Annotated in this window: 24 protein-coding genes; 10 read left to right on the top strand and 14 right to left on the bottom strand. The window is 38.1% G+C overall.

The genetic code is table 11. From position 1 onward, the window contains the following. The first annotated feature begins 40 nt into the window (after positions 1-40). Entirely contained in the window at positions 41-502 is a 462-nt protein-coding gene (gene smpB / locus R3X28_RS07075) for an SsrA-binding protein SmpB (RefSeq protein WP_282055075.1), read from the top strand. Positions 503-528: 26 nt separating this feature from the next. On the opposite strand, the gene R3X28_RS07070 is transcribed toward smpB, so the two are convergent. Then, positions 529-1,170 (bottom strand): protein-L-isoaspartate(D-aspartate) O-methyltransferase, encoded by a 642-nt coding sequence (locus tag R3X28_RS07070; protein WP_154369388.1) that lies wholly within the window; start codon positions 1,168-1,170, stop codon positions 529-531. Positions 1,171-1,317: 147 nt separating this feature from the next. On the opposite strand from R3X28_RS07070, the gene R3X28_RS07065 reads away from it, so the two are divergent. The 8 genes from R3X28_RS07065 to R3X28_RS07030 are packed head-to-tail and all read left to right on the top strand — an operon-like array spanning position 1,318 to position 8,720. Then, entirely contained in the window at positions 1,318-2,277 is a 960-nt protein-coding gene (locus R3X28_RS07065) for a Gfo/Idh/MocA family protein (protein WP_154370057.1), read from the top strand. A 13-nt stretch (positions 2,278-2,290) separates the two neighbouring features. Continuing rightward, positions 2,291-3,178, top strand: coding sequence for a 3-hydroxybutyryl-CoA dehydrogenase (locus R3X28_RS07060; protein ID WP_317663593.1), 888 nt, complete (start codon positions 2,291-2,293; stop codon positions 3,176-3,178). Between the two features lie 5 nt (positions 3,179-3,183). Next, the gene (locus tag R3X28_RS07055) at positions 3,184-4,419 is read left to right on the top strand and encodes a DUF1015 domain-containing protein (protein ID WP_317663591.1); all 1,236 of its coding nucleotides are present in this window, start codon (positions 3,184-3,186) and stop codon (positions 4,417-4,419) included. Positions 4,420-4,430: 11 nt separating this feature from the next. Further along, a complete protein-coding gene (locus tag R3X28_RS07050; protein WP_317663590.1) occupies positions 4,431-5,096 on the top strand; it encodes a YggS family pyridoxal phosphate-dependent enzyme in 666 nt (221 codons plus the stop codon). A 21-nt stretch (positions 5,097-5,117) separates the two neighbouring features. Next, positions 5,118-6,473, top strand: a complete 1,356-nt coding sequence (locus R3X28_RS07045; protein WP_317663588.1) for an exonuclease domain-containing protein — start codon at positions 5,118-5,120, stop codon at positions 6,471-6,473. A gap of 3 nt (positions 6,474-6,476) precedes the next feature. Further along, positions 6,477-7,313: an ion transporter gene (locus R3X28_RS07040; protein ID WP_154369398.1), complete on the top strand. Its 837-nt coding sequence runs from the start codon at positions 6,477-6,479 to the stop codon at positions 7,311-7,313. Beyond that, positions 7,313-8,236, top strand: coding sequence for a tRNA (adenosine(37)-N6)-dimethylallyltransferase MiaA (gene miaA, locus R3X28_RS07035; protein ID WP_282055082.1), 924 nt, complete (start codon positions 7,313-7,315; stop codon positions 8,234-8,236). The genes R3X28_RS07040 and miaA overlap by 1 nt, the downstream gene beginning before the upstream one ends. Next, the gene (locus R3X28_RS07030) at positions 8,229-8,720 is read left to right on the top strand and encodes a gluconokinase (protein ID WP_317663584.1); all 492 of its coding nucleotides are present in this window, start codon (positions 8,229-8,231) and stop codon (positions 8,718-8,720) included. Before miaA ends, R3X28_RS07030 begins: the two co-directional genes overlap by 8 nt. Before the next feature lie 54 nt (positions 8,721-8,774). On the opposite strand, the gene R3X28_RS07025 is transcribed toward R3X28_RS07030, so the two are convergent. The 13 genes from R3X28_RS07025 to R3X28_RS06965 all read right to left on the bottom strand — a co-directional run bounded on the left by R3X28_RS07025 (position 8,775) and on the right by R3X28_RS06965 (position 21,240). Further along, a complete protein-coding gene (locus tag R3X28_RS07025; protein WP_154369402.1) occupies positions 8,775-9,488 on the bottom strand; it encodes a response regulator transcription factor in 714 nt (237 codons plus the stop codon). Positions 9,489-9,494: 6 nt separating this feature from the next. Further along, the gene (locus R3X28_RS07020; protein ID WP_317663582.1) at positions 9,495-11,075 is read right to left on the bottom strand and encodes a HAMP domain-containing sensor histidine kinase; all 1,581 of its coding nucleotides are present in this window, start codon (positions 11,073-11,075) and stop codon (positions 9,495-9,497) included. Between the two features lie 75 nt (positions 11,076-11,150). Further along, a complete protein-coding gene (coaE, locus tag R3X28_RS07015; protein ID WP_317663580.1) occupies positions 11,151-11,741 on the bottom strand; it encodes a dephospho-CoA kinase in 591 nt (196 codons plus the stop codon). Next, positions 11,738-12,691, bottom strand: coding sequence for a YbbR-like domain-containing protein (locus R3X28_RS07010; RefSeq protein ID WP_317664080.1), 954 nt, complete (start codon positions 12,689-12,691; stop codon positions 11,738-11,740). Before R3X28_RS07010 ends, coaE begins: the two co-directional genes overlap by 4 nt. A 12-nt stretch (positions 12,692-12,703) precedes the next feature. Continuing rightward, positions 12,704-13,705: a glycosyltransferase gene (locus tag R3X28_RS07005; RefSeq protein ID WP_317663578.1), complete on the bottom strand. Its 1,002-nt coding sequence runs from the start codon at positions 13,703-13,705 to the stop codon at positions 12,704-12,706. A 98-nt stretch (positions 13,706-13,803) separates the two neighbouring features. Beyond that, positions 13,804-14,613 carry an enoyl-ACP reductase gene (locus R3X28_RS07000; protein ID WP_154369412.1) on the bottom strand — a complete coding sequence of 270 codons (810 nt, stop codon included), beginning with the start codon at positions 14,611-14,613 and terminating at the stop codon, positions 13,804-13,806. An 87-nt stretch (positions 14,614-14,700) separates the two neighbouring features. Beyond that, on the bottom strand, positions 14,701-16,353 hold the full coding sequence (gene recN, locus R3X28_RS06995; protein ID WP_317663575.1) for a DNA repair protein RecN: 1,653 nt from the start codon (positions 16,351-16,353) through the stop codon (positions 14,701-14,703). Between the two features lie 58 nt (positions 16,354-16,411). After that, positions 16,412-17,299, bottom strand: coding sequence for a DUF4835 family protein (locus tag R3X28_RS06990; protein ID WP_154369415.1), 888 nt, complete (start codon positions 17,297-17,299; stop codon positions 16,412-16,414). Continuing rightward, a complete protein-coding gene (gene coaBC, locus R3X28_RS06985; RefSeq protein ID WP_154369417.1) occupies positions 17,292-18,497 on the bottom strand; it encodes a bifunctional phosphopantothenoylcysteine decarboxylase/phosphopantothenate--cysteine ligase CoaBC in 1,206 nt (401 codons plus the stop codon). Before coaBC ends, R3X28_RS06990 begins: the two co-directional genes overlap by 8 nt. 1 nt (position 18,498) lies before the next feature. After that, the gene (locus R3X28_RS06980) at positions 18,499-18,834 is read right to left on the bottom strand and encodes a DNA-directed RNA polymerase subunit omega (RefSeq protein WP_179955168.1); all 336 of its coding nucleotides are present in this window, start codon (positions 18,832-18,834) and stop codon (positions 18,499-18,501) included. Positions 18,835-18,846: 12 nt separating this feature from the next. After that, positions 18,847-19,689, bottom strand: a complete 843-nt coding sequence (locus R3X28_RS06975; protein WP_411556598.1) for an outer membrane protein assembly factor BamD — start codon at positions 19,687-19,689, stop codon at positions 18,847-18,849. A 124-nt stretch (positions 19,690-19,813) separates the two neighbouring features. After that, a complete protein-coding gene (gene dapA, locus R3X28_RS06970) occupies positions 19,814-20,704 on the bottom strand; it encodes a 4-hydroxy-tetrahydrodipicolinate synthase (RefSeq protein ID WP_317663562.1) in 891 nt (296 codons plus the stop codon). Beyond that, positions 20,704-21,240 (bottom strand): DUF6913 domain-containing protein, encoded by a 537-nt coding sequence (locus tag R3X28_RS06965; protein WP_282055095.1) that lies wholly within the window; start codon positions 21,238-21,240, stop codon positions 20,704-20,706. Before R3X28_RS06965 ends, dapA begins: the two co-directional genes overlap by 1 nt. Positions 21,241-21,308: 68 nt before the next feature. On the opposite strand from R3X28_RS06965, the gene R3X28_RS06960 reads away from it, so the two are divergent. Next, positions 21,309-22,073: a 5'-nucleotidase gene (locus R3X28_RS06960; RefSeq protein WP_317663559.1), complete on the top strand. Its 765-nt coding sequence runs from the start codon at positions 21,309-21,311 to the stop codon at positions 22,071-22,073. Position 22,074: the final 1 nt, after the last annotated feature.

The raw sequence follows: 22,074 nt of genomic DNA, 5'->3' as shown, positions 1-22,074 counted from the left end.
AAATTGCGGATAGAATTATTGTTGCTACTTTTGTACCGTTATGCAGAACAACGTAAACATTAAGAACAAAAAGGCCAGGTTTGAATATGAGATCTTGGACAAGTATACCGCAGGTATTGTTTTATCCGGGACCGAAATAAAATCCATTCGCCAAAGTAAGGCTTCGATTGGTGAAAGTTTTTGTGAATTCAATGACCGAGGCGAGCTCTTTATCATTAACATGCAAATTGATGAATACTCCCACGCATCCCATTTTAACCATAAACCCAAAGCAGAACGTAAATTGCTACTGAACAAACGTGAGTTAAAAAAATTGGAAAAGGAAGTTTCTTCTAGCGGACTCACCATCATACCCTTAAACCTATTTTTGAACGATCGTGGATTGGCCAAAATGAACATTGCCCTTGCCAAGGGTAAAAAACTTTACGACAAGCGGGAAAACATTAAAGACCGCGACAACAAAAGGGATCTTGACCGCATTAAAAAAAGTTTTAATAGATAAAACAATAAACCAAGTCCGGTTCAATCTTAATTCTTATCCTCTAGTAAGGGCACAAATCGAAAGGCCCCGAGTTCTTTTTTCTCAAATTCTTTTTCAGAATTTCTAATGAACAAGGTCATGATTTGTTCATCGGCACCCACAGGTATAACGAGCCTACCCCCTATCTTCAATTGAGATAATAGTGCTTTCGGTACTTCAGGTGCACCTGCAGTTACTATTATGCTATCAAAAGGGGCCGCTTGGGGCAAACCTTTGTAACCATCACCGAAAATGACCTTTTTGGGACGATAGCCCATTTTCTTGAAAAATAGATTGGTCTTTTTAAAGAGCTCCAATTGCCTCTCGATCGTATATACTTTTGCCTTTAATTGCAATAGAACGGCAGTCTGGTACCCACTCCCCGTACCTATTTCCAAAACTTTGTGTCCAGGTTCAACTTGTAATAATTCAGATTGAAAAGCAACGGTATATGGTTGTGAAATAGTCTGGTCCGCAGCAATCGGAAATGCCTTGTCCTGATAAGCATGCCCCTCAAAACTGCTGTCCATAAATAAATGACGAGGTACTTTACGTATGGCTTCCAGAACATTCGAATCAACTATTCCTTTGGCAATCAACACATCTGCCAATTTATTCCGCATTCCACGATGTTTAAGCGTATCTCTCAAGGGTAAAAATATTGGTTTGGTTAAAAAAGCGAAGTTAACAAAGTTTGCTTTAAGAATTAAAGATCATAGCCGGTACAATGCAAAACTTTTGAAGTGCAAACCAAATTAACTACTAAACTATCGTTATTTTTGAAGAAAATACAAAATATGCTTAAAGTCGGAGTTTTAGGGGCAGGACATTTAGGAAAAATACACCTTCGTCTACTTAATGAATCCCCAAAATATGATTTAATCGGTTTTTACGATCCGGATGATATCAATGGCCAAAAAGTGGCCGCTGAATTCGGATACACCTATATTGAAAACATTAATGAGCTAATTGATGCCGTTGACGTTATAGACATAGTTACCCCTACTCTTTCCCATTACGATTGTGCCAAAAAGGCCATGGAAAAAGGAAAACATGTCTTTATCGAAAAACCGATAACGAATACTCTTGAAGAGGCTGAGGAATTATTGCAGTTAGAGCAAAAAAACGGGGTCAAAGGCCAAGTCGGGCACGTAGAACGTTTTAATCCTGCATTCTTAGCCGTAAAAGATAAAATTCAAAGCCCAATGTTCATTGAGGCCCATAGATTGGCAGAGTTTAATCCACGAGGCACCGATGTCCCGGTTGTTTTGGATTTAATGATCCATGATATTGATGCCATTCTGAGTGTAGTAAATTCGGAGGTGAAACAAATCAATGCAAGTGGAGTTTCGGTAATCAGTAATTCACCTGATATCGCCAATGCCCGAATCGAGTTCGAAAATGGCTGTGTGGCCAATCTTACGGCGAGCAGAATATCACTGAAAAACATGAGAAAATCGCGATTCTTTCAACGGGACGCCTATATCTCAGTGGACTTTTTGGAAAAAAAGGCCGAAGTAGTGAAAATGAAAGACGCGCCGGAATCCCCTGGTGATTTTGACATGATCCTACAGAATGCTGAAGGGGTTAAAAAACAGATTTATTTTGAAAATCCCGAAATTGAAGCCAACAATGCCATTCTTGATGAATTGGAAACATTTGCCGATGCCATAACCCAAAACACGACTCCGGTCGTAACCCTTAAGCAAGGTACACAGGCGTTACGGGTAGCCTTACAAATTATACAGTCGTTCTAAAAAAACAACAGTTATGAAAAATATAGCAGTTATCGGTGCAGGTACCATGGGCAACGGAATTGCCCATGTTTTTGCCCAAAGTGGGTATAAGGTGAATTTAATAGACATTTCCCAAGAATCCCTTGACCGCGGTATAGCGACAATAACGAAGAATTTAGACCGTATGCTTTCCAAGGGAAAAATAGAAGAAACGGATAAGACAAAGACCCTTACGAACATAACGACCTTTACAGAGCTTTCCAAGGGAATTCCAAATACCGATTTGGTAGTGGAAGCCGCTACGGAGAAACTGGAAATCAAATTAAGCCTTTTCAAGGAAATGGATGCCATTTCTGGCCCAAATACCATTTTGGCCACGAACACATCTTCTATATCGATTACGCAGATAGCTGCAGTTACGGGAAAACCGGACAAAGTAATAGGTATGCATTTTATGAATCCCGTACCGATCATGAAACTTGTAGAGATAATCAGAGGTTATAATACTTCGGAAGAAACTACAAAAGCGATAATGGACCTTTCCTTAAAACTGGGAAAAACACCTACCGAGGTCAATGATTATCCTGGGTTCGTAGCCAATAGGATTTTAATGCCGATGATCAATGAAGCCATTGAAACCCTATATCATGGTGTTGCCGGTGTAGAGGAAATAGATACTGTAATGAAATTGGGTATGGCCCACCCTATGGGTCCATTGCAATTGGCCGATTTTATTGGGTTGGATGTTTGCTTATCTATCCTTAATGTTATGTACGACGGATTCAAGAACCCAAAATATGCACCATGTCCTTTATTGTTGAATATGGTTATGGCCAATAAACTGGGGGTTAAGTCCGGGGAAGGGTTTTATGACTATACCATATCAAAAAAGGCCGAAAAGGTTTCCGACCAATTCAAATAAAACAAATGGCAATAATTAAACCTTTTAAGGCAGTAAGACCTACAAAGGACAAAGTAGCCTATGTTACTTCCAGATCTTATCAAGAATATTCAAAGGATGAATTGGAAGCGACCTTAAATTATAACCCATTCTCGTTTTTACATATTATAAACCCCGGCTATAAATTTTCGAAAGAAGTAACTGGTGAAAAGCGCTTCAATTTAGTACATAATCGATATTTGGAATTCCTTGAGGGCAATATCTTTTTGAAAGACAGTAAGGACAGTTTCTATATTTATCAGATTGAAAAAGGAAAATTCAAATGTTGTGGGTTTTTCTGTGCCGCGAGTGTAGGCGATTATCGTAATGATATCATCAAAAAACACGAAGATACATTAAGCTCACGTGAGCAATTATTTGCGAAGTACCTGAAAACCGTAGGTTTCAACGCAGAACCTGTATTAATGACCTATGCAGATGATATTAATGTAAAGGAAATATTAGATTTAGAAAAACAAAAAGAACCGGAATACCTCTTTACAACCCCAGACAAGATCAAACATACTTTGTGGATGGTTTCCAATGAGCATTCGATCAAGGGATTGGTTCGTGAATTTGCGAAAACCGAATCGCTTTACATCGCAGATGGCCACCATAGAAGTGCATCTTCCGAAGTTTTGGCCAATATATCGCAAATGGAAAATCCTACCCATACCGGAAATGAACCGTACAATTATTTTATGTGTTACTTAATTCCGGAATCCGAGATACGTATCTACGAATTCAACCGAATGGTAAAAGATCTGAACGGATTGACCAAAGAAGAATTCCTCATAAAATTAGATGCTCTTTTCAGAATTGAAAAGAAAGGTAACGTCCTGTACAAACCCACTAAAAAACATCACTTCAGCATGTATCTGGATGGGGATTTCTACTCACTCTTCCTAAGGAAAAAAGTATATGGGTTCACTGATGAACTTAGTAAATTAGATACCCAGATTCTATACAAAACCATACTCGACCCCATTTTAGGCATCAAAGATCTACGAAGTGACAATCGAATACATTATGGTTACGGCAAACACAATGTAATTCGCATGAAAGACGAAATAGACCACGGGAATTTCAAAGTAGGTTTCAGTCTTGTTCCCTTAAAAGTTGATGAAATCAAATCTATCGCAGATGCAGGGTTGGTGATGCCCCCAAAAAGCACTTATATTGAACCTAAACTAAGAAGTGGCATGGCCATTTATGAGTTTTAATAAAAAATATCATGTCGATAAAAACAAATCTTGAAAGCATAAAACAAACATTACCAGAGGATGTTACCTTGGTAGCAGTTTCAAAGACCAAACCCGATGAAAGTATTCTGGAAGCGTATACCGCCGGGCAACGTATATTCGGAGAAAACAAAATCCAAGAAATGGCCCGAAAGTGGGAAGCCTTACCAAAAGATATAGAATGGCATATGATCGGCCACGTACAAAGAAACAAGGTAAAGTATATGGCAGAATTCGTTTCATTGGTTCATGGGGTCGATAGTTTTAAACTTTTACAGGAAATAAACAAACAAGCAGAAAAACACGATCGAACCATTCGTTGTCTTTTGCAGGTGCATATTGCCCAAGAGGAAACAAAATTCGGTTTGGATAAGAATGAAGTAAACGCTCTTGTCGCCTCAGAAGAATACAAACAACTTTCCCACATAAAAATCGTTGGCTTAATGGGGATGGCGACCTACACTCCAGATAAATCACAGATCAAAAAGGAATTTAAGTACTTAAAGGCCATTTACGATAATTTAAAGGGTAAATTACCTGATATTTCTATATTATCAATGGGAATGAGTGGTGATTACATGCTGGCCATAGAAGAAGGTAGTACAATGGTGCGCATAGGAAGTAGTATCTTTGGCGCAAGGGACTATTCCCTGTTATAGAAAAAAGTTTGAAGGCGATTGATGTACACGATACTTGACATAGAAACAACAGGAGGAAAATACAACGAAGAGGGTATCACGGAAATTGCAATCCATAAATTCGACGGACATAAAGTTGTAGACAAATTCATAAGCCTTGTAAATCCCGAAAGGGAAATACAACCTTTCGTGGCCAACTTAACGGGCATTAACAATAAAATGCTCCGAACCGCTCCCAAATTCCATGAAGTCGCCAAACGAATCGTTGAAATTACCGAAGATACGGTCTTGGTCGCCCACAATGCCCAATTTGACTATAGGATATTGAGAACGGAATTCAGGCGATTGGGATATAATTTTGAGCGAAAAACCTTGTGTACCGTAGATTTATCAAAAAACCTTTTGCCAGACGCTGAATCGTACAGTCTGGGCAAATTGGTTAGATCCTTGGGCATACCCATGAGTGACCGCCATAGGGCCAATGGCGATGCCCTTGCCACGTTAAAACTCTTTAAGTTATTACTTTCTAAAGATACCGGCAAAACCATAATCAAAGAAGTAGTTCGGGAAGAGACCCATGGCGAACTTTCACAGCGCCAATTGGATATTGTGGAGCAAATGCCGTCAGAAACCGGTTTGTATTATATGCACGACAAAAAGGGAGACATCCTATTTTTAGGCAAAAGCACCAATATCAAAAAACGGGTAAACCAACACTTTACCAAAAATGGTTCAAAAGCAAGACAGCTTCAAAAAGAAACGAAAACCATAACTTTCGAAAAAACAGGTAGTGAGCTGGTAGCCCTATTGAAAGAACATGAAGAACTATTAAAGAACAAACCAAGGTTTAACCATAAAGCCCGAAAAAAGCGTTTAACGGCATTATACCCAAGTATTAATGAAGATGGTTACCAAACCTTCGTAATTGCCCAGCAAACCAAGGGAAAATCCAATATAACCACTTTTAATAGTTTTCTTTCTGCAAAGAATTTTTTAGAAAAAATAACGGAAGAATTCCAGCTGTGCCCAAAAATAAACGGTTTAGAGGATAAAAATCCATGTGGATCGGATAACCAATGCTTAGGGGCTTGTATGGGAAAAGAATCGCCATTCGACTATAATCAAAGAGTACAAGAAGCAATTAACAAGTACAGTATTTCAAACAAAACCCTTCTTATTGTAGACAAAGGTCGTGAAATAGGTGAATACAGTGCTATATTTATAAAAAATGGGGTTTTTATGGGTCTGGGATACTATGACCTAAACTATCAAATAAATAATATTCATATCTTGGAATCGATTATAACACCCATGAGGGGCGATATTACAACTAGTCACATCATTGATTCATATCTTAGAAAAAAACGAGTGAAGAAAATAATCGATTTTAATAATTAAGTTTTGAAGACCAACAAAAAGAACCGGGATTGGCGTGCCACCTTACATGAAATCATTTATGGTACGCATACACCAGCTGGCAAGTTATTCGACATTATACTATTGATTGTCATTCTATACAGTATTATCATCGTCATGCTCGAAAGTGTCCCAAGGTTCGACAATCAATACCATAGATTCTTCAATATTTCGGAATGGGTCGTTACCATTCTTTTTTCCATTGAATATATCCTAAGACTGGTTTGTATAAAAAAGCCCCGAAAATATATTTTTAGTTTTTTTGGCATTGTTGATCTACTTTCCACCATTCCTAAATACCTTACTTTCTTCTTTATACAATCACAATATCTTACTGCCTTTAGGGCCCTTCGATTACTACGGGTATTCCGGATACTTAAATTGGTAAGGTTTGTCGGGGAATCCAATAACTTGATTAGATCGTTAAAAGCAAGTAAAACCAAAATCTTCGTATTTGTCTTTTTCGTATTAGTGGTTTCGGTCCTATTGGGCACCATAATGTATTTGGTCGAAGGTCCTACACACGGATTCAATAGTATTCCCCACAGCATTTACTGGACTATTGTAACATTGACCACGGTTGGATATGGCGATATTTCACCCCAAACCCCTTTAGGCCAATTCATTGCCACCTTAATCATGATCATTGGTTACGGCGTTATTGCCGTACCTACCGGAATTGTCTCTGCGGAATATGCAACCACTATCAAAGACCAAAAAGATAATGTTGAAGGTCGTTCTTGTCCTAACTGTGGTGCAGAAATACATCGTTCCGATGCAGACTATTGTCGTAAATGTGGTTTTAAATTAACCGAAGAATAGTGGACTCAAAAATTCTCATCACGGTAGTCGGCCCTACTGCAATTGGCAAAACCCGTTTAGGCATTGAACTTGCCAATTTTTATAAAACAGAGATCATTTCGGCCGATTCCCGGCAATTTTATAAAGAAATGGAAATTGGGACTGCAGTGCCCAGCCAAGAAGAACTGTTAGCAGCCAAACATCATTGTATTCAACACAAAAGTATTTTTGACCGCTATAGTGTCGGGGATTTTGAGAAAGAAGCCATGGTGCTTTTACGAAATTTATACAATACACATGATAAAGTGATTTTAGTAGGTGGTAGCGGACTATATGTCGATGCCGTAACCAAAGGATTGGATGATTTTCCCACAGTACCTTCAAGTTATCGGGAAAAACTGAACAAAACCTTGGAGGAGCAAGGAATTGGCGAGTTACAACGACAACTAAAGCTTTTGGATGAAACCTACTATAACACCGTTGACCTAGATAATCCACAACGATTGATCAGGGCCTTGGAAATTTGTTTGGCAACCAATAAGCCTTATTCTTCCTATTTGAAAAAGAAGGATATCGTAAGACCTTTCCACACCATTACCATTGGCATAAAAGCCGATAGGGAAATCATTTATGATAGGATCAACCAAAGGGTCGATCTAATGATCGCTAACGGACTTATAGAAGAAGCTAAGAAAGTATACCCCCATAAAGAACTGAACGCACTGCAAACAGTGGGTTACAAAGAACTATTTAATTATTTCGACGGTACATGGACATTGGATTTTGCCATTTCGGAAATAAAAAAGAATACGCGACGCTTCGCAAAAAGACAACTGACCTGGTACAGAAAAAACGAAGATATCATTTGGTTCGATTATCTTGATGATATAAGCCTCATAACAAAAAAAATTGATGGACAAATAACTGCTATAAAGAATGGATAGGAAGGGAATTTATGTAGTTATGGGTGTTTCAGGTTGTGGTAAATCTACCATCGGATTATTATTGGCCGAAAAACTTGGAATCCCTTTTTTTGATGGTGATGATTACCACCCTGAAGCGAACGTCAAAAAAATGAAAAGCGGCTTAGCTTTGAATGACGATGATCGTAAAGGTTGGTTAGAAGCCCTTAATGAACTAGCAATTGAACATAAAGAAAAAGGTGCAGTTATCGCATGCTCAGCCCTAAAGGAAAGCTATAGATCACTCCTGCGCAAACAATTGAAAAAAGAAATGGCCTTTGTTTATTTACAAGGTTCATTTTCTGAGATACATGCTAGATTACAAAAACGAAAAGGACACTATATGCCTATTGAACTTTTGAAGTCACAATTTGAAACATTGGAAGAACCAAAAGACGCTATTACGGTTTCCATTACCCATAGTCCTGATAGGATCGTAACCGAAATCCTAAAAAAGATAACATAAAAAAACCCCGACGAAATCGTCAGGGTCATTTACTATTTATCTGTTTATGGTCTCTTATTCCGATTCGGTCTTAATGACCAACCTGAAACCTTCTCCATGAATGTTCAATATTTCGACGGTATCATCGCGCTTAAGGTATTTACGCAATTTAGCGATATAAACATCCATACTTCTTGAAGTAAAGTAATTATCATCCCTCCATATTTTTGTCAAAGCCAATTCCCTTGGCATCAAATCATTTTCATGCAATGCCAAAAGACGTAATAATTCATTTTCCTTAGGGGAAAGTTTAATCGCCTCTTCATCTTTATACTTCAAGAACCTCAATTTGGAATTCAAATGGAAACCACCGATCTGGAATTCAAATTTCTTGCTGTCTGCCAATGTACTTGATGCTTTTCTTTGAATTATCGCTTTAAGCTTCATCAAAAGCACTTCCGAATCAAAAGGTTTGTTCAGGTAATCATCAGCTCCTGCCTTATATCCCTTTAGAACATCTTCCTTCATTGTTTTAGCGGTAAGGAATATGATAGGCACGTTTTCATTCTTTTCCCGAATCTCACGTGCTAAGGTAAAGCCGTCTTTATATGGCATCATAACATCCAAGATGCAGACATCATAATTGTCTTTTTTAAACTTTTCAAAACCCTCCATTCCATTCTTGGCCAATGTAACATCAAAATTGTTCATTGACAGATAGTCCTTCAATACGATCCCAAAATTGGGATCATCCTCCACTAAAAGTATTTTCTTGTTTACTGTTTCCATAATTCATTAAATTAATGGTAGTTTAATATAGAAAGAGCTTCCTTTATCTTTTTCGCTTTCTGCATAAACCTCACCTTGGTGATCTTCTATTATTCTTTTTACATAGGCTAGGCCCAAACCATGCCCTTTAACATTGTGTATATCCCCCGTATGTTCCCTGTAGAACTTTTCAAAAACTTTTTTCAGTACAGCCTTGCTCATTCCTGCACCCTGATCCTTTACCTGGATAACGATATTGCTCTTGACCACTTCAGTGTAAATATCAATTTTTGGTGCCATTGGGGAATATTTAATGGCGTTGTCCAGGATATTCACTATAACATTCGTAAAATGCATTTCATTCGCTAAGACTTCCGTCCTATTCGCTTTTAAATGCGTTTCTATATAACCTCCCCTGTCTGCAACGATAAGTTCAACATGGGCTATGGCATCTTGTATTATATCATGCACATCTACCCTATCCTTACTAATATCCAATTGGTTTTTTTCCAATTTCGATATTCGCAGTACGTTCTCAACCTGCGCATGCATTCTTTTATTCTCATCCCGAATCATCTGGAGGTAACGCATTACTTTTTCCTTATCATCGATAACCTGTGGGTTCTTGATTGCCTCTACTGCCAAATTTATGGTCGCAATCGGAGTCTTGAACTCGTGGGTCATATTATTGATGAAATCGGATTTTATCTCCGAAATCTGTTTTTGCCTTATAAGTTGATAAATAGCACTGGAATAGGCAACGATGATCACGAGGGTGAACAAAAGTGATAAAGCCGCCATACCCAAAATAGAACGAATCAAAAAACGTTTCTTTTTAGGGAAATTGATCAACAAAGCATAATTGGAATTACCCTCAGAGTCTTTGAATATCAAAGTTTTATAAGGTGAAGGATTCCTAAAACTGAATTTCCGAGATTTTACGGAAGTCGGCAATCCCTTACTGGCTATACCGTATTCATAATCGGTATTTATGTTTCTATTGTTCAACTCACGCTCCAACAACAATTCAATCTCCTGTTTCGATACCCGATTATGTATCGGTACACGCTTGGCAAATTCGCCGAACATATCCTCAAAGGCAGAAATCTCCATAGAAGTCAACCCACCGATTTTCTCGATTTTCTCAATTGGAGTAAATCTACTTTGATGGCCATCAAGACCCATATCTTCCTTAAAAGTAGCCTTTAAGCGTCTACTGGTATAATTTTTTATGGTCGTAGTGTCATCACCCATACCATTGTCAAAGAACGTTGAAGCTATATTATATTCCTCCTCTAAAATACCGTGGGAATAATAGTGTATCTCATCGGAACTAATATCTTGGTCAACAAAAAAGAAATTCTTAAAATGTGAACTCTTTAAATCCCCTACACTGTCCTTGATATTTACATACCTATCGAAATAGTCGTTGCGTTCCCTTCGAGTGATATTATCGGCAACCTTGTCCAATACATCTGAAACACTGTTCGAAAACTGTTCCTCTTTATCTTCTACGGATTTCTTGATCCAATAACCCTGAACAAAGATTATCCCAATCAATGAAAGGCTCATCAGAATAACCAAAAGAACAAACAACCTCCTATTCATCTACATACAAAATTAAAGATTTAACAACTAGTATTTTAACGTTTAACCTAACCTTAACAAAATTGTTAAAATTGCTCAAACCCCACTATCCTTAAGTAGAAGGCCATGCACCTCTTTAACTTTTGAACGCGTTTCATCCAGTGTAATGTTGTCGATGACATAGTCGGACATTTTAATCTTATCCTCATCATCCAATTGGTTACCCATACGGTCCATTATTTTGGATTTGGATACATTGTCCCTCTCGATAACACGTTCTAGACGTATTTCCTGAGGAGCCGTGACCAAGATGATCTTATCATAGAAATCTTCCTGTTTGTTTTCAAAAACAATAGCGGATTCTTGGATTACATATGCAGCTCCTTGTTTTTTCGCCCATTTAAGAAAGTCTTTACGAACCGCAGGGTGTACAATTTCATTCAACTGTTTCAACAGCCCTTTGTCCTTAAAAACCTTTTGGGCAATATACTCCCGATTCAAGGTTTTGTCTTTATAGGCAAGGTCTCCCAACAATGCTTTTATTTCTTTTCGTAGCTTCTTTGAGGACATCATTAAATCTTTTGCCTCCTTATCCGAATCATAAACCGGGACACCCAGGTTTTTGAACATATTCGCCACGGTAGTTTTTCCACTACCGATACCTCCTGTCAATGCAACAATAATCATTGTTTTTTCAATATAAATTCAACCTGATTTTCATTCAACTCGGCACTTTGAAGGTTTTCCGGTTTTTTATGAAGTTGCAAAACGATCATTTTGGAAACATTGTCCTTTATGGTATCATAATCGGCTATTACTTCAAAATCGGTACTATGCAATTGCTTCAATTCATCCAAAGTACCTTTACAGAGTACCCCCACCTTATCTGGAAAGGTCCTAATTTCATACCTGTCAGGCAGGTTGATTACCTTAATGGGCACCTCAATGATTTTTTCAGAAAAACGATCCACCTTACCCTTAACCAATACTGAATTCTTTGAAAAACTGATATTTGTCCATTCCGGTTTTTTGTACAAGGCAACTTCTTGGGAAAAATCTGATGATAGATCCAACAAATCCATGGTAACCGTATTCACCATATCCAATGTATCTATAACATTCAAGGGTCCGCTAATCTTAATTTCACTGGGTTCTATAATAAGTTTTTCATTCAAGATATGGTTTTGCAAAAGGGTAATGTTCAGTTTTGATTCTACTGGCACAACCTTGCTTCCCAAGCGGGTAAATTCAAAATACAGCGTATCCTTATCTATATCTAGCAACGTCATTGACCTAAGTTGCTTGTCAATTTGCTTACGATAAACATTCTGTGGAATAAAATACCTGCCTTTTAAATGGCTTACGGCAGACACATCGACTATTACCTCTTTGTGCTTAAAATTGAACCCCAAAAACTGAAAGCCATTTGCCTGAACTTTTACATCAACATTTTTTTTTGAAACTTTTGTAAGTAGTAGGCTGTCCGGAATATTCTCGAACTTTAGTTCAAAAGTCGCATTGCTGGTATAGGTTTCTGACAAGTTGTTCAAAAACCATATTAAACTTGAGCAGAACAGGAACATCAAAAACATTTTTGCCTTTCTTCTTTTGAGTATGTTCTTGATTTTTGGTATCACTTTCAAGTAATTCTAATTAAAAAATAGTTTTGGAAATAATTCTTTAGGGTTCTTTTTGCTAAAATTAATCCAAATGGTTGATTTAAGAAAACCCCAACCATACCCTAAAAATTGGATACCTACCGCTATCAGTGATAAAAAAGCAACCCCGATATTGCCGTTTTTAAATAATGAGTCGAAAAAAATGACCGTAAAATACAGTATATAAGCAAGTAACGGCCAAGTTACACCTATTAAGAGCAACAATAGGGACGCTATAAATCCCAAGAAAAAAACCGTAGGGAACCAATAGGTCAGCTTTGCCGTTCCCGGATGCCATTTATTAAGAATCGGCCTAACCATACCAAACTTATTTACTTGGTTATAGAACTTTTTCCAATCTATGCGGCGTTTATGGTAAACAAAGGCCTTTGGGATAAGTTTGGTGTCATAACCTTTTTCCCAGATACGGATGGTCAAATCGGGATCCTCACCGGGATGAATCTTGCCGTAACCCCCTACTTTGTCAAAAGCTTCTTTGGAAATACCCATATTAAAACTACGGGGCTGAAATTTATCCACAGATGATTTTCCCCCTCGTATTCCACCGGTTGTAAAAAAAGAAGTCATAGCATAATTGATTGCCTTTTGAACATTGGAAAAAGAATCATGGGCTGCATCCGGACCACCATAGCAATGCACAAAACACCCATCTAGAGATTTTCGGGCTTCCTGCAAATATTGCGGAGGTAAAATACAATCGGAATCAAGAATGACAAAATAATTTCCGTTGGCCCGCTCCATTCCGTAATTCCTGGAATCCCCCGGGCCGGAATTCCCTTTTGGCAAATAGGTAATATCCAATTTGTCCTTAAAGGCATCTACTTCCCCTTTGGAGTCAATCGTGGAGCCATCCTCAACTATAATCACCTCAAACGGTTCTTTATAGGATTGAAGTACTAGGCTTTGCAACAATTCCCTTATTTCATTGGGCCTATTGTAAACAGGTATGATAAATGAAAAGGAAATATCCATAGAAAGCATTCTAAGTTAGATACGTTCTCGACTTACGTCCTGACCAACGCGTGCCAAATTTTTAGGCATATGAATACCAAAACTATATCAAAAAAATACTATTGAAACTTCTCCATAACCTCTTGGCTTACCCCTGTATTGGAGAAACCACCGTCATGAAAAAGGTTTTGCATAGTCACTTTTTTAGTCAAATCGGAGAATAACGTTAAAGTATAATCAGCACATTCCAAAGCAGTTGCATTACCTAAAGGAGACATTTGCTCTGCATAACTGATAAAACCATCGAAGCCTTTTACACCTTGACCTGCAGTAGTCGGTGTCGGTGATTGGGAAATAGTATTTACCCTAACTTTCTTTTCTTTTCCGAAGAAATAACCAAAACTACGGGCAACTGACTCTAAGTAAGCCTTGTTATCGGCCATATCATTATAATCAGGAAAAGAACGCTGAGCGGCCATATATGTCAGTGCAACGATACTACCCCATTCGTTCATCGCATCCGCTTTGAACAAACTCTGCATCACCCTATGAAAAGAAAGGGCCGAAACATCCCATCCTTTGTGGGAGAAATCATAATTCTGGTCGGTATAGTGTCTTCCCTTCCGTACATTGATGGACATACCGATGGAGTGTAGTACAAAGTCGATTTTACCCCCAAGTATTTTCATGGATTCACTCACCAATTTATCAAGATCCTCTGTACTCGTTGCATCAGCAGGAACGATCTGCGAACCGGTTTTTTCGGCCAACTCGTTGATTTGGCCCATGCGCATGGCAATCGGGGCATTGGTCAATACAAAAGTACCTCCTTCTTCATGTACCCTTTCCGCAGTTTTCCAAGCAATAGAATTTGCATCCAGTGCTCCAAAAATAATCCCTTTCTTACCCTTCAATAAATTATAAGCCATGTTCAATTTTTCTTAGTTGATAATATCGTCAAAGATATTTAAAATATATAATATAAAAAGTCTGTATTGATCGATGATGAAAAGAAGCTAGTTCAATAATTGCCTTGCATGGGCCATTGCCGATTCAGACAGATCCTTTCCGCCCAACATTTCGGCCAACTCAACCACTCTTTCGTCTTGTGACAACTCTTTCATGTTCGTTAAGGTACCGCCACCTTTATCCTCTTTGTACACCTTAAAATGATGGTCACCTTTTGAGGCTACCTGCGGCAAATGTGTTATGGAAAAAATTTGCATACTCTTGCTCATTTCGAACATAATTTCGCCCATACGGTTAGAAATCTCCCCGGAAACACCGGTATCGATCTCATCGAACATCATGGTCGGTAAATTTTCATATTTGGCCATAATTGACTTTATGGTCAACATAATTCGTGAAAGTTCGCCACCGGAGGCCACTTTTTTAATATCCCCAAAATCAGTTCCTTTATTTGCCGCGAACAAAAACAAGAGATCATCCTTGCCGTTCGGTTTAAAATCAGCTGAAGTGTGCAACTCTATTTTGAACCGCGCACTTGGCATCCCCAATAGATCCAGACGATTTTCCATCTGTTTCTTTAAATCGGGTATAACCTGAAGTCGTTTTTTCGATATTTTGGCCGCTAGATCATTAAGCTTTTGTTCTTGGCCCTCCAATTGTTTTTGCTTTTCAGAAATAGTAGCCTCGATATTTTCGGTAGCATCCACTTTTTCGAAAAGTTCATCCTTGATTCTTATGAGCTCAGATATTTCCTGAACGCCATGCTTTTTCTGTAAATTGTACAGTAACTGCAATTTAGAATTCACTTCATCCAACAAGGCAGGATCTAAATCTGTCTGATCGGAAAGCTCTTGTAGTTCCGATGCAATATCGTCCATTTCAATAAAAACGGATTGAATTCTATCATCAAGTGCTTTATAGGCCGAACCATAACCTGACAATTTACTTGAAACCTGTTTCAACCCGGACAACAGGTTAAGAACCCCCACTTGTTCATCGTTCAATAAATGATGCCCTTGGGCCAATTGCTCAACAATGGTCTCTACATTACTCAATTGCTGATATTGTTCCTCTAACTCCTCTAACATCCCTTCTTGCAAACGGGCCTCTTCAAGCTCTTTCAGCAAAAAGCTATTATACTCATGTTCTTTGATCGCATTGCTTTGAAAATTGACCAAATTTTCCAATTCTTTGGTAGTTTTCCGGTACTGCTTTAATTGTTCAGTATACGTAGAAGACAGATCCTTAATATTTGCGAGGGAATCGATTACCTTAAACTGAAATTCATTATCGGCCAATTGCAACGTTTGATGCTGGGAATGAACATCGATCAAACGATTTCCCAACTTGGAAAGCACATCGAGGGTTACTGGGGTATCATTAATAAAGGCCCTGGATTTTCCACTGGGCAAAATTTCCCGTCGAATAATGGTCTTGTCCTCATAATCCAGGTCGTTCTCTGAAAAAAAGGTCGATAGACCGTAATTCGCAATCTCGAACTCACTTTCAATTATGCATTTTTCTTCTTTATTGCGCAATGTAGATAGGTCGGCACGTTTACCGAGCACCAATGAAAGTCCGCCCAACAAAATTGATTTACCTGCACCTGTTTCACCTGTAATACACGTAAAACCGTTACCGAATGATACATTCAGCTTATCTATAAGTGCATAATTTTTAATAGAGAGGTTACTCAGCAAAACCTTGAATTTTGGATTGCGTAAAGATAATTTTTATTTCAGTTGAAAAAAACGGAGATCAATATTTTATCTCGTTCCAAGTACTCGAATACAAAGGTGCTATTCGATTCAAGGTCTCCTTTAGCTTAACTATGTCCACTTTAGGGCCGTCGGAGAAAATATTACGGATTTCATCTGATTTAGCATCGAAGAATGTAGATATTAAAAAGGCATTAGGCCTTCTTTTGATCATGGTCTCGAATAAATTCAAAGTCCCAGCGATGACTTGTTTCCCGGTACTATTGTTATCTGCAAGAATATCGATTCCCTTACGATGGTAGTTATACATGGCAACGCGGTATTCCCGATAAGTATTCGACATTAGGTTATCAACCAACTCAAAACGGCTACGATCGGTTGACTGACTCCATCCTAAAGAACTACTACTCTGAGCTTGTGTTACTATATTTTGGGCTTTTCTAAACATTTCCGTTCCTCCTTCTAAAGTAAACGTATCAGCATCCAATCCTAAAATCAAGTATGAATAATAGGCCACGACGCTTACCAAATTGGATTCGAAAACATTCTCATTGAGAATCAAGGGCTGAAATTCTATATATTCAAAACTGAATTGATTATCCTTATAATTGAATATAGGAGTTTCATAAGACGTATTGAAGACAGGTCTTGAAGATTGGATTTGAATATTTCCCTTAAACCTATTGGATTCATATTCGGTAATGGTAATGAACATCTGGGCATTTACCCGCTCATTTTCCTTGTAAATACGATTGGTCCATTTCGTTTTATTGACAAAGTCGTTCAATGAACGTTCCAACGTTTTGAATATCTGCTGATTGGTTTGCGACACCTGGTCCGAATTTACAGTGACCACACAGTTCAATTCCTGGGCAGATACCCCAACAAAGGAAAAGAGAAATATAAAGACTATTAGGAAATTACGCATTCAATCGAATTATGATTTCATTTAAAATATCCTTGGCAACATCGGCCTTGGTTTTTAATTGAAACGCTTTAATCTGTGAATTCTTATCCAAAAAGGTTATTTTATTGGTATTACCGGCAAATCCGGCACCGTCATCATTCAATGAGTTCAAAACAATGGCATCCAAATGTTTTCTTTCCAATTTACCTTTGGCATTTTCCAACTCATTTTCAGTCTCTAAAGCAAAACCTACCAAAAATTGTTTGGTCTTTCGTTCGCCTAGCGATAATAGGATATCCTTGTTCTTCACCAATTCCAAAGTAAGATGGGCCTCTTTCTTTTTAATTTTTTGACTTGCAACGGTTTTCGGCCTATAATCGGCCACGGCAGCAGCGGAAATCATAATATCACATGGATCAAAATGCTCATGTGCTGCATTATACATTTCTTCTGCGGAAACCACATTAATTACAGTAATTAGATCATGTGATAGGGACAGATTTGTAGGTCCTGATACCAGAATAACATCTGCTCCAAGATCAGCAGCGGTTTTGGCCAATTCGTACCCCATTTTTCCCGTAGAATGGTTACCTATATAACGAACAGGATCTATGGCCTCATATGTGGGTCCAGCAGTTATAAGTACCTTTTTACCTTTTAAAGGAAGGCCTTTCAACATATAATCTTTGACAAAAGCCATTATATCCTCAGGTTCTGCCATTCGCCCTTCCCCATGTAAACCACTTGCCAGTTCGCCCGATGTGGCAGGAATCATAATATTACCGAAGGACAATAACGTATCTATGGATTTTTTGGTCGCGGGATGTTTAAACATATCCAAGTCCATCGCAGGGGCGAAAAAAACCGGACATTTAGCAGATAAATAAACAGCTGTTAAAAGGTTATCGGTATTACCATCGGCCATTTTGGACATGGTATTGGCAGTGGCGGGCGCAATAATCATTAAATCGGCCCATAGTCCTAGATCCACATGGTTATTCCAATCGGTTTCTACCCCTTCCTCTTTTACAAAATCCGTGACCGCCGGATTCTTAGAAAGGGTCGCCAAGGTAAGTGGAGAAACAAAATAGCTGGCACTTTCTGTCAAAACAACTTTGACATTAGCGCCAGCTTTAATCATTAAACGTACAAGAAAGGTAGTCTTGTAAGCAGCAATTCCTCCTGTAATACCTAAAAGGATATTTTTGCCACCTAGCATGTTACTGTGCGTCTTTCTCTGTATTCCTATGGTATATTTTATCCATCAACCACTCCTCTACCGCCATGGCATGTGGTTTTGGAAGTTTTTCATAAAACTTGGATACCTCGATCTGTTCCTTGTTCTCAAAAACCTCTTCAAGACTATCGCTATATGTGGCGAATTCTTCCAATTTCTCCAAAAGCTCTTTTTTTATTTCAGAATTGATCTGAATAGCTCTTTTAGCAGTTATTGAAATTGCCTCATATATATTGTCTGTTTTTTCATCGAACTCATTCTTATTAAGGGTAACCGTTGAAACCGGCGCTTTGGAGTTCTTCAAATCGTTCATATTCATAATAACTACTTTTTATCTTGTTTCTCTTTCCTCGTTGAATGTCGGATGTTGTAATTCCTCATCAATCTTACTTAATAATTTATTGGCATCCTCAGCAAATTTTGTGTCAGGATACTGCTTTTTCAATACATTGTAAGCCGTTTTGGCATTTTTTAAACGCTCTGGCTTCCATCGTGCAAAACTGTTCAAAGCATATTGTGTTGCCGATTCAAATTTAAGGTACAAAGCCTCTTCCCTGTATATGGAACCTGGAAAATCTGAAATGAAATTGTCGAAAGCCGCCATGGAAGGTGTTAAAAACGAATAATCAAAATGCCCTAATTTGTTGAACTGCTTCGCTATTTCAAAGGCCTTTTTTTCTTTTTTAGTAGTTAACTCCTTGGCCATTTTGTTGGCCTCATCATAATATTCGGAATCCGGATACATATTGATAAAGGTCTGTAATTTAACCAAGGCTTTATCGGTATCAGTTTGATCCAAAGAATACAAAGGAGAGAGCTTATAATAACTTTTCGCCCCTAAAAACGATGCTTGTGGAACTTTCTCACTCTTGGGATAAGATTTAACGAACCGCTCAAATTGGTAACCGGCCATATTAAAGTCACCCCTTTCAAAATAGGTGTTGGCAAAGAAGAACATAATACGTTCCCCTTGTGGCTTTCCTATATACTTTGGAGCAACCTGCTCGAACAACCGATTGGATCTTCTAAAATCCCCTTCATCATAGTATTTTTGGGCAAGCTCTAACTTTGCCTTAACGTCTTCATTCTTAAGCACCTTTTGGTACTCACTACATGATGACATGACCAATAACAATCCAAGTAAAGGGATATACTTCCTCATTTTAAAAAACATTTTGCAAAATTAGGGATTCTGAACGGAATTAAAAAACAAATTTTATGGCACTAAAATAACGAGCCAAAAGCACAAATCAACATTGTTTGGCTTAGTTTTAACGTTCAAAGGAAGTCCTTTGTATTTAAGCGTGCAGACCAACGAATGGCTTTACGAAATGCTTTATTCTTACACGAAGTGATTCCGAAACGGGGACCAAAGGTAACCTGACCCCTTCCGAAGCAAGACCCAGAGCATCAAATACCGATTTGATACCCGCGGGATTACCTTCTTCAAAAATCAACCCCACCCCATCCTGTATCGCGTATTGCAATTCGAAAGCTTCTTTAACCTGTGTCTTCAATCCCAGACGGATCATTTTGGAAAATACGCTGGGAACCCCTTGTCCTAAAACTGAGATTACTCCGGCCCCTCCTGCCAATACAGTTGACAGGGCAGTCATATCATCACCCGAAATCACCATAAAATCCTTAGGTTTATCCTTAATAATCTGCATAACCTGAGACATATCTCCAGAAGCCTCCTTAATAGCAATGATATTCTCAAAATCTTTTGCCAATCGAAGAACGGTGGTCGGGAGCATGTTACTCCCTGTTCTCCCCGGTACGTTATAGACTATCAACGGTAAAGGCGAATTTTCTGAAATCGCTTTGAAATGCTGATAAATACCTTCTTGGGTCGGCTTATTATAAAAAGGTGATACCGAAAGTATGGCATCGAAATTTGTTAAATCATATTTCTTGATGGCCTCTATAACCGCATAGGTATTATTGCCGCCTATTCCGATAACCAAAGGCAACCTACCTTTATTGGCACTTACAATGGTATCCAAAACAAGATGTTTCTCCTCCTCTGTTAGTGTAGCCGTTTCAGCCGTAGTTCCCAAAGCCACCAAATAATCGACCCCACCTTCAATACAATGTTCCACGATATTCGCCAATGCCATCGTATCTACTGAAAGATCATTCTTAAATGGGGTGACTAAAGCAACTCCCGTACCCATCAATTTATTCATTATTCAATTTCATTCAGAACCCTTAAATATTTCTTGAGTTCTAGTTTAAACGTTTTAAAATCTTTTAGGGGCAATCCCAAAATCAAATCATTCAATTGTTGATCTACTTCTTTAAAACCTACCTTAATCCGAGCATTGCTCTTAACGGTCATCAATTGAAGCAATAAATTATCCGTATCATAGTAATTGATCAATAAATCATATTCCCTCCCTAAGAACTCTAAAGCATAACTGTTTGCTATTTCTCCTTTCCAACCTAAATCCTTATCGGAAAACACAGGAGTGGAATAGGGTGAGTTCTTATCGTAATATTTTTTATAACCTATGATCTTTACGGCATTAGGTCTTAAATTATACTCATCAACAAATTCAAAAAAGAGTTCAGGTTTTTCGAAAATATCCAAATCGATAATACAACCGATAGAAGTTATTCCGTTTGCCCTACCCACTTGGGGAGGAGTTTTAGCCAACTCTTCTTTTAAGAACTTTTTACCGGATTTGTGTTTAAATTTATCCTTAATTCCTTTTAAAAACATGTACTTTTACATTTACGCAAATGTAAATAATAAACACTCATCTTTATGAGGCTAAGATAAAAACAATAATGATTTTAAAAATACAACATTTTGTTATATTTATAACTTTATTGGGATTTGTATCGTGTAAACAGGAAAAACAAACGCTTCGTAAAATCGAAGGAAAACAAATCCCCATAGATAGTACAATCTCCAAATCACAAGCCATAGAAGACTTTGTTGCTCCCTATAGGAACAGAATCAACGAGGTTTTGGACAGTACCTTGACCTATGCTCCAAAAACCATTTCAAAAGAAGACGGGGAATTCAACACCACTGCAGGCAATTTAATGGCTGACATTGTACTTAAAGAAGCCAATCCCATTTTCAAGGCACGAACAGGCAAAGAAATAGACTTTGTTCTACTTAATCACGGTGGAATACGCTCCATAATTTCCGAAGGTAATGTCAGCGCAAGAAACGCGTTCGAGATAATGCCTTTTGAGAATACCATTAAAGTAGCGAGCATTAAGGGTAATTATGTAAATGATATGGTTGAGTTCTTAATACGTTCTGGAAGGGCTCACCCCATATCTGGCATGCAAATAGTTCTGGACAATAACAGAAAACTAAAAAAAGCCCTGGTTAATGGAGCACCTATAGATCCAAATAGAATTTATTATGTAGCGACCTCTGATTATTTGATTACCGGGGGTGACCACATGGGATTCTTTAAGAACAATACATCGGTAACCGAGACTGATTATTTGATTCGCAATGCCATGATCGATTATTTTAAAAAAGTAGACACCCTTGCACCGGAAGTCGATGACCGGTTTTATATGGAAAATTAAT

Origin of the sequence: Maribacter sp. TH_r10 (assembly GCF_033101095.1) — a bacterium.
GTDB classification, from domain to species: Bacteria; Bacteroidota; Bacteroidia; order Flavobacteriales; family Flavobacteriaceae; genus Maribacter_A; species Maribacter_A luteus.
Note: the sequence above shows the minus strand (reverse complement) of the source record. Positions and strands in the feature narration are given on the sequence as shown.

Bases quoted from the DNA above. Each gene is read 5' to 3' on its own strand.
- R3X28_RS07060 (WP_317663593.1), top strand. From the start codon at position 2,291: ATGAAAAATATAGCAGTTATCGGTGCAGGTACCATGGGCAACGGAATT.
- R3X28_RS07000 (WP_154369412.1), bottom strand. From the start codon at position 14,613: ATGGCTTATAATTTATTGAAGGGTAAGAAAGGGATTATTTTTGGAGCA.
- dapA (WP_317663562.1), bottom strand. From the start codon at position 20,704: ATGAATAAATTGATGGGTACGGGAGTTGCTTTAGTCACCCCATTTAAG.
- R3X28_RS07065 (WP_154370057.1), top strand. From the start codon at position 1,318: ATGCTTAAAGTCGGAGTTTTAGGGGCAGGACATTTAGGAAAAATACAC.
- R3X28_RS07055 (WP_317663591.1), top strand. From the start codon at position 3,184: ATGGCAATAATTAAACCTTTTAAGGCAGTAAGACCTACAAAGGACAAA.
- R3X28_RS07045 (WP_317663588.1), top strand. From the start codon at position 5,118: ATGTACACGATACTTGACATAGAAACAACAGGAGGAAAATACAACGAA.
- R3X28_RS07020 (WP_317663582.1), bottom strand. From the start codon at position 11,075: ATGAATAGGAGGTTGTTTGTTCTTTTGGTTATTCTGATGAGCCTTTCA.
- R3X28_RS07050 (WP_317663590.1), top strand. From the start codon at position 4,431: ATGTCGATAAAAACAAATCTTGAAAGCATAAAACAAACATTACCAGAG.
- coaBC (WP_154369417.1), bottom strand. From the start codon at position 18,497: ATGCTAGGTGGCAAAAATATCCTTTTAGGTATTACAGGAGGAATTGCT.
- smpB (WP_282055075.1), top strand. From the start codon at position 41: ATGCAGAACAACGTAAACATTAAGAACAAAAAGGCCAGGTTTGAATAT.
- R3X28_RS06975 (WP_411556598.1), bottom strand. From the start codon at position 19,689: ATGTTTTTTAAAATGAGGAAGTATATCCCTTTACTTGGATTGTTATTG.
- coaE (WP_317663580.1), bottom strand. From the start codon at position 11,741: ATGATTATTGTTGCATTGACAGGAGGTATCGGTAGTGGAAAAACTACC.
- R3X28_RS06960 (WP_317663559.1), top strand. From the start codon at position 21,309: ATGATTTTAAAAATACAACATTTTGTTATATTTATAACTTTATTGGGA.
- R3X28_RS06980 (WP_179955168.1), bottom strand. From the start codon at position 18,834: ATGAATATGAACGATTTGAAGAACTCCAAAGCGCCGGTTTCAACGGTT.
- R3X28_RS07005 (WP_317663578.1), bottom strand. From the start codon at position 13,705: ATGGATATTTCCTTTTCATTTATCATACCTGTTTACAATAGGCCCAAT.
- R3X28_RS07030 (WP_317663584.1), top strand. From the start codon at position 8,229: ATGGATAGGAAGGGAATTTATGTAGTTATGGGTGTTTCAGGTTGTGGT.
- R3X28_RS06965 (WP_282055095.1), bottom strand. From the start codon at position 21,240: ATGTTTTTAAAAGGAATTAAGGATAAATTTAAACACAAATCCGGTAAA.
- R3X28_RS06990 (WP_154369415.1), bottom strand. From the start codon at position 17,299: ATGCGTAATTTCCTAATAGTCTTTATATTTCTCTTTTCCTTTGTTGGG.
- R3X28_RS07025 (WP_154369402.1), bottom strand. From the start codon at position 9,488: ATGGAAACAGTAAACAAGAAAATACTTTTAGTGGAGGATGATCCCAAT.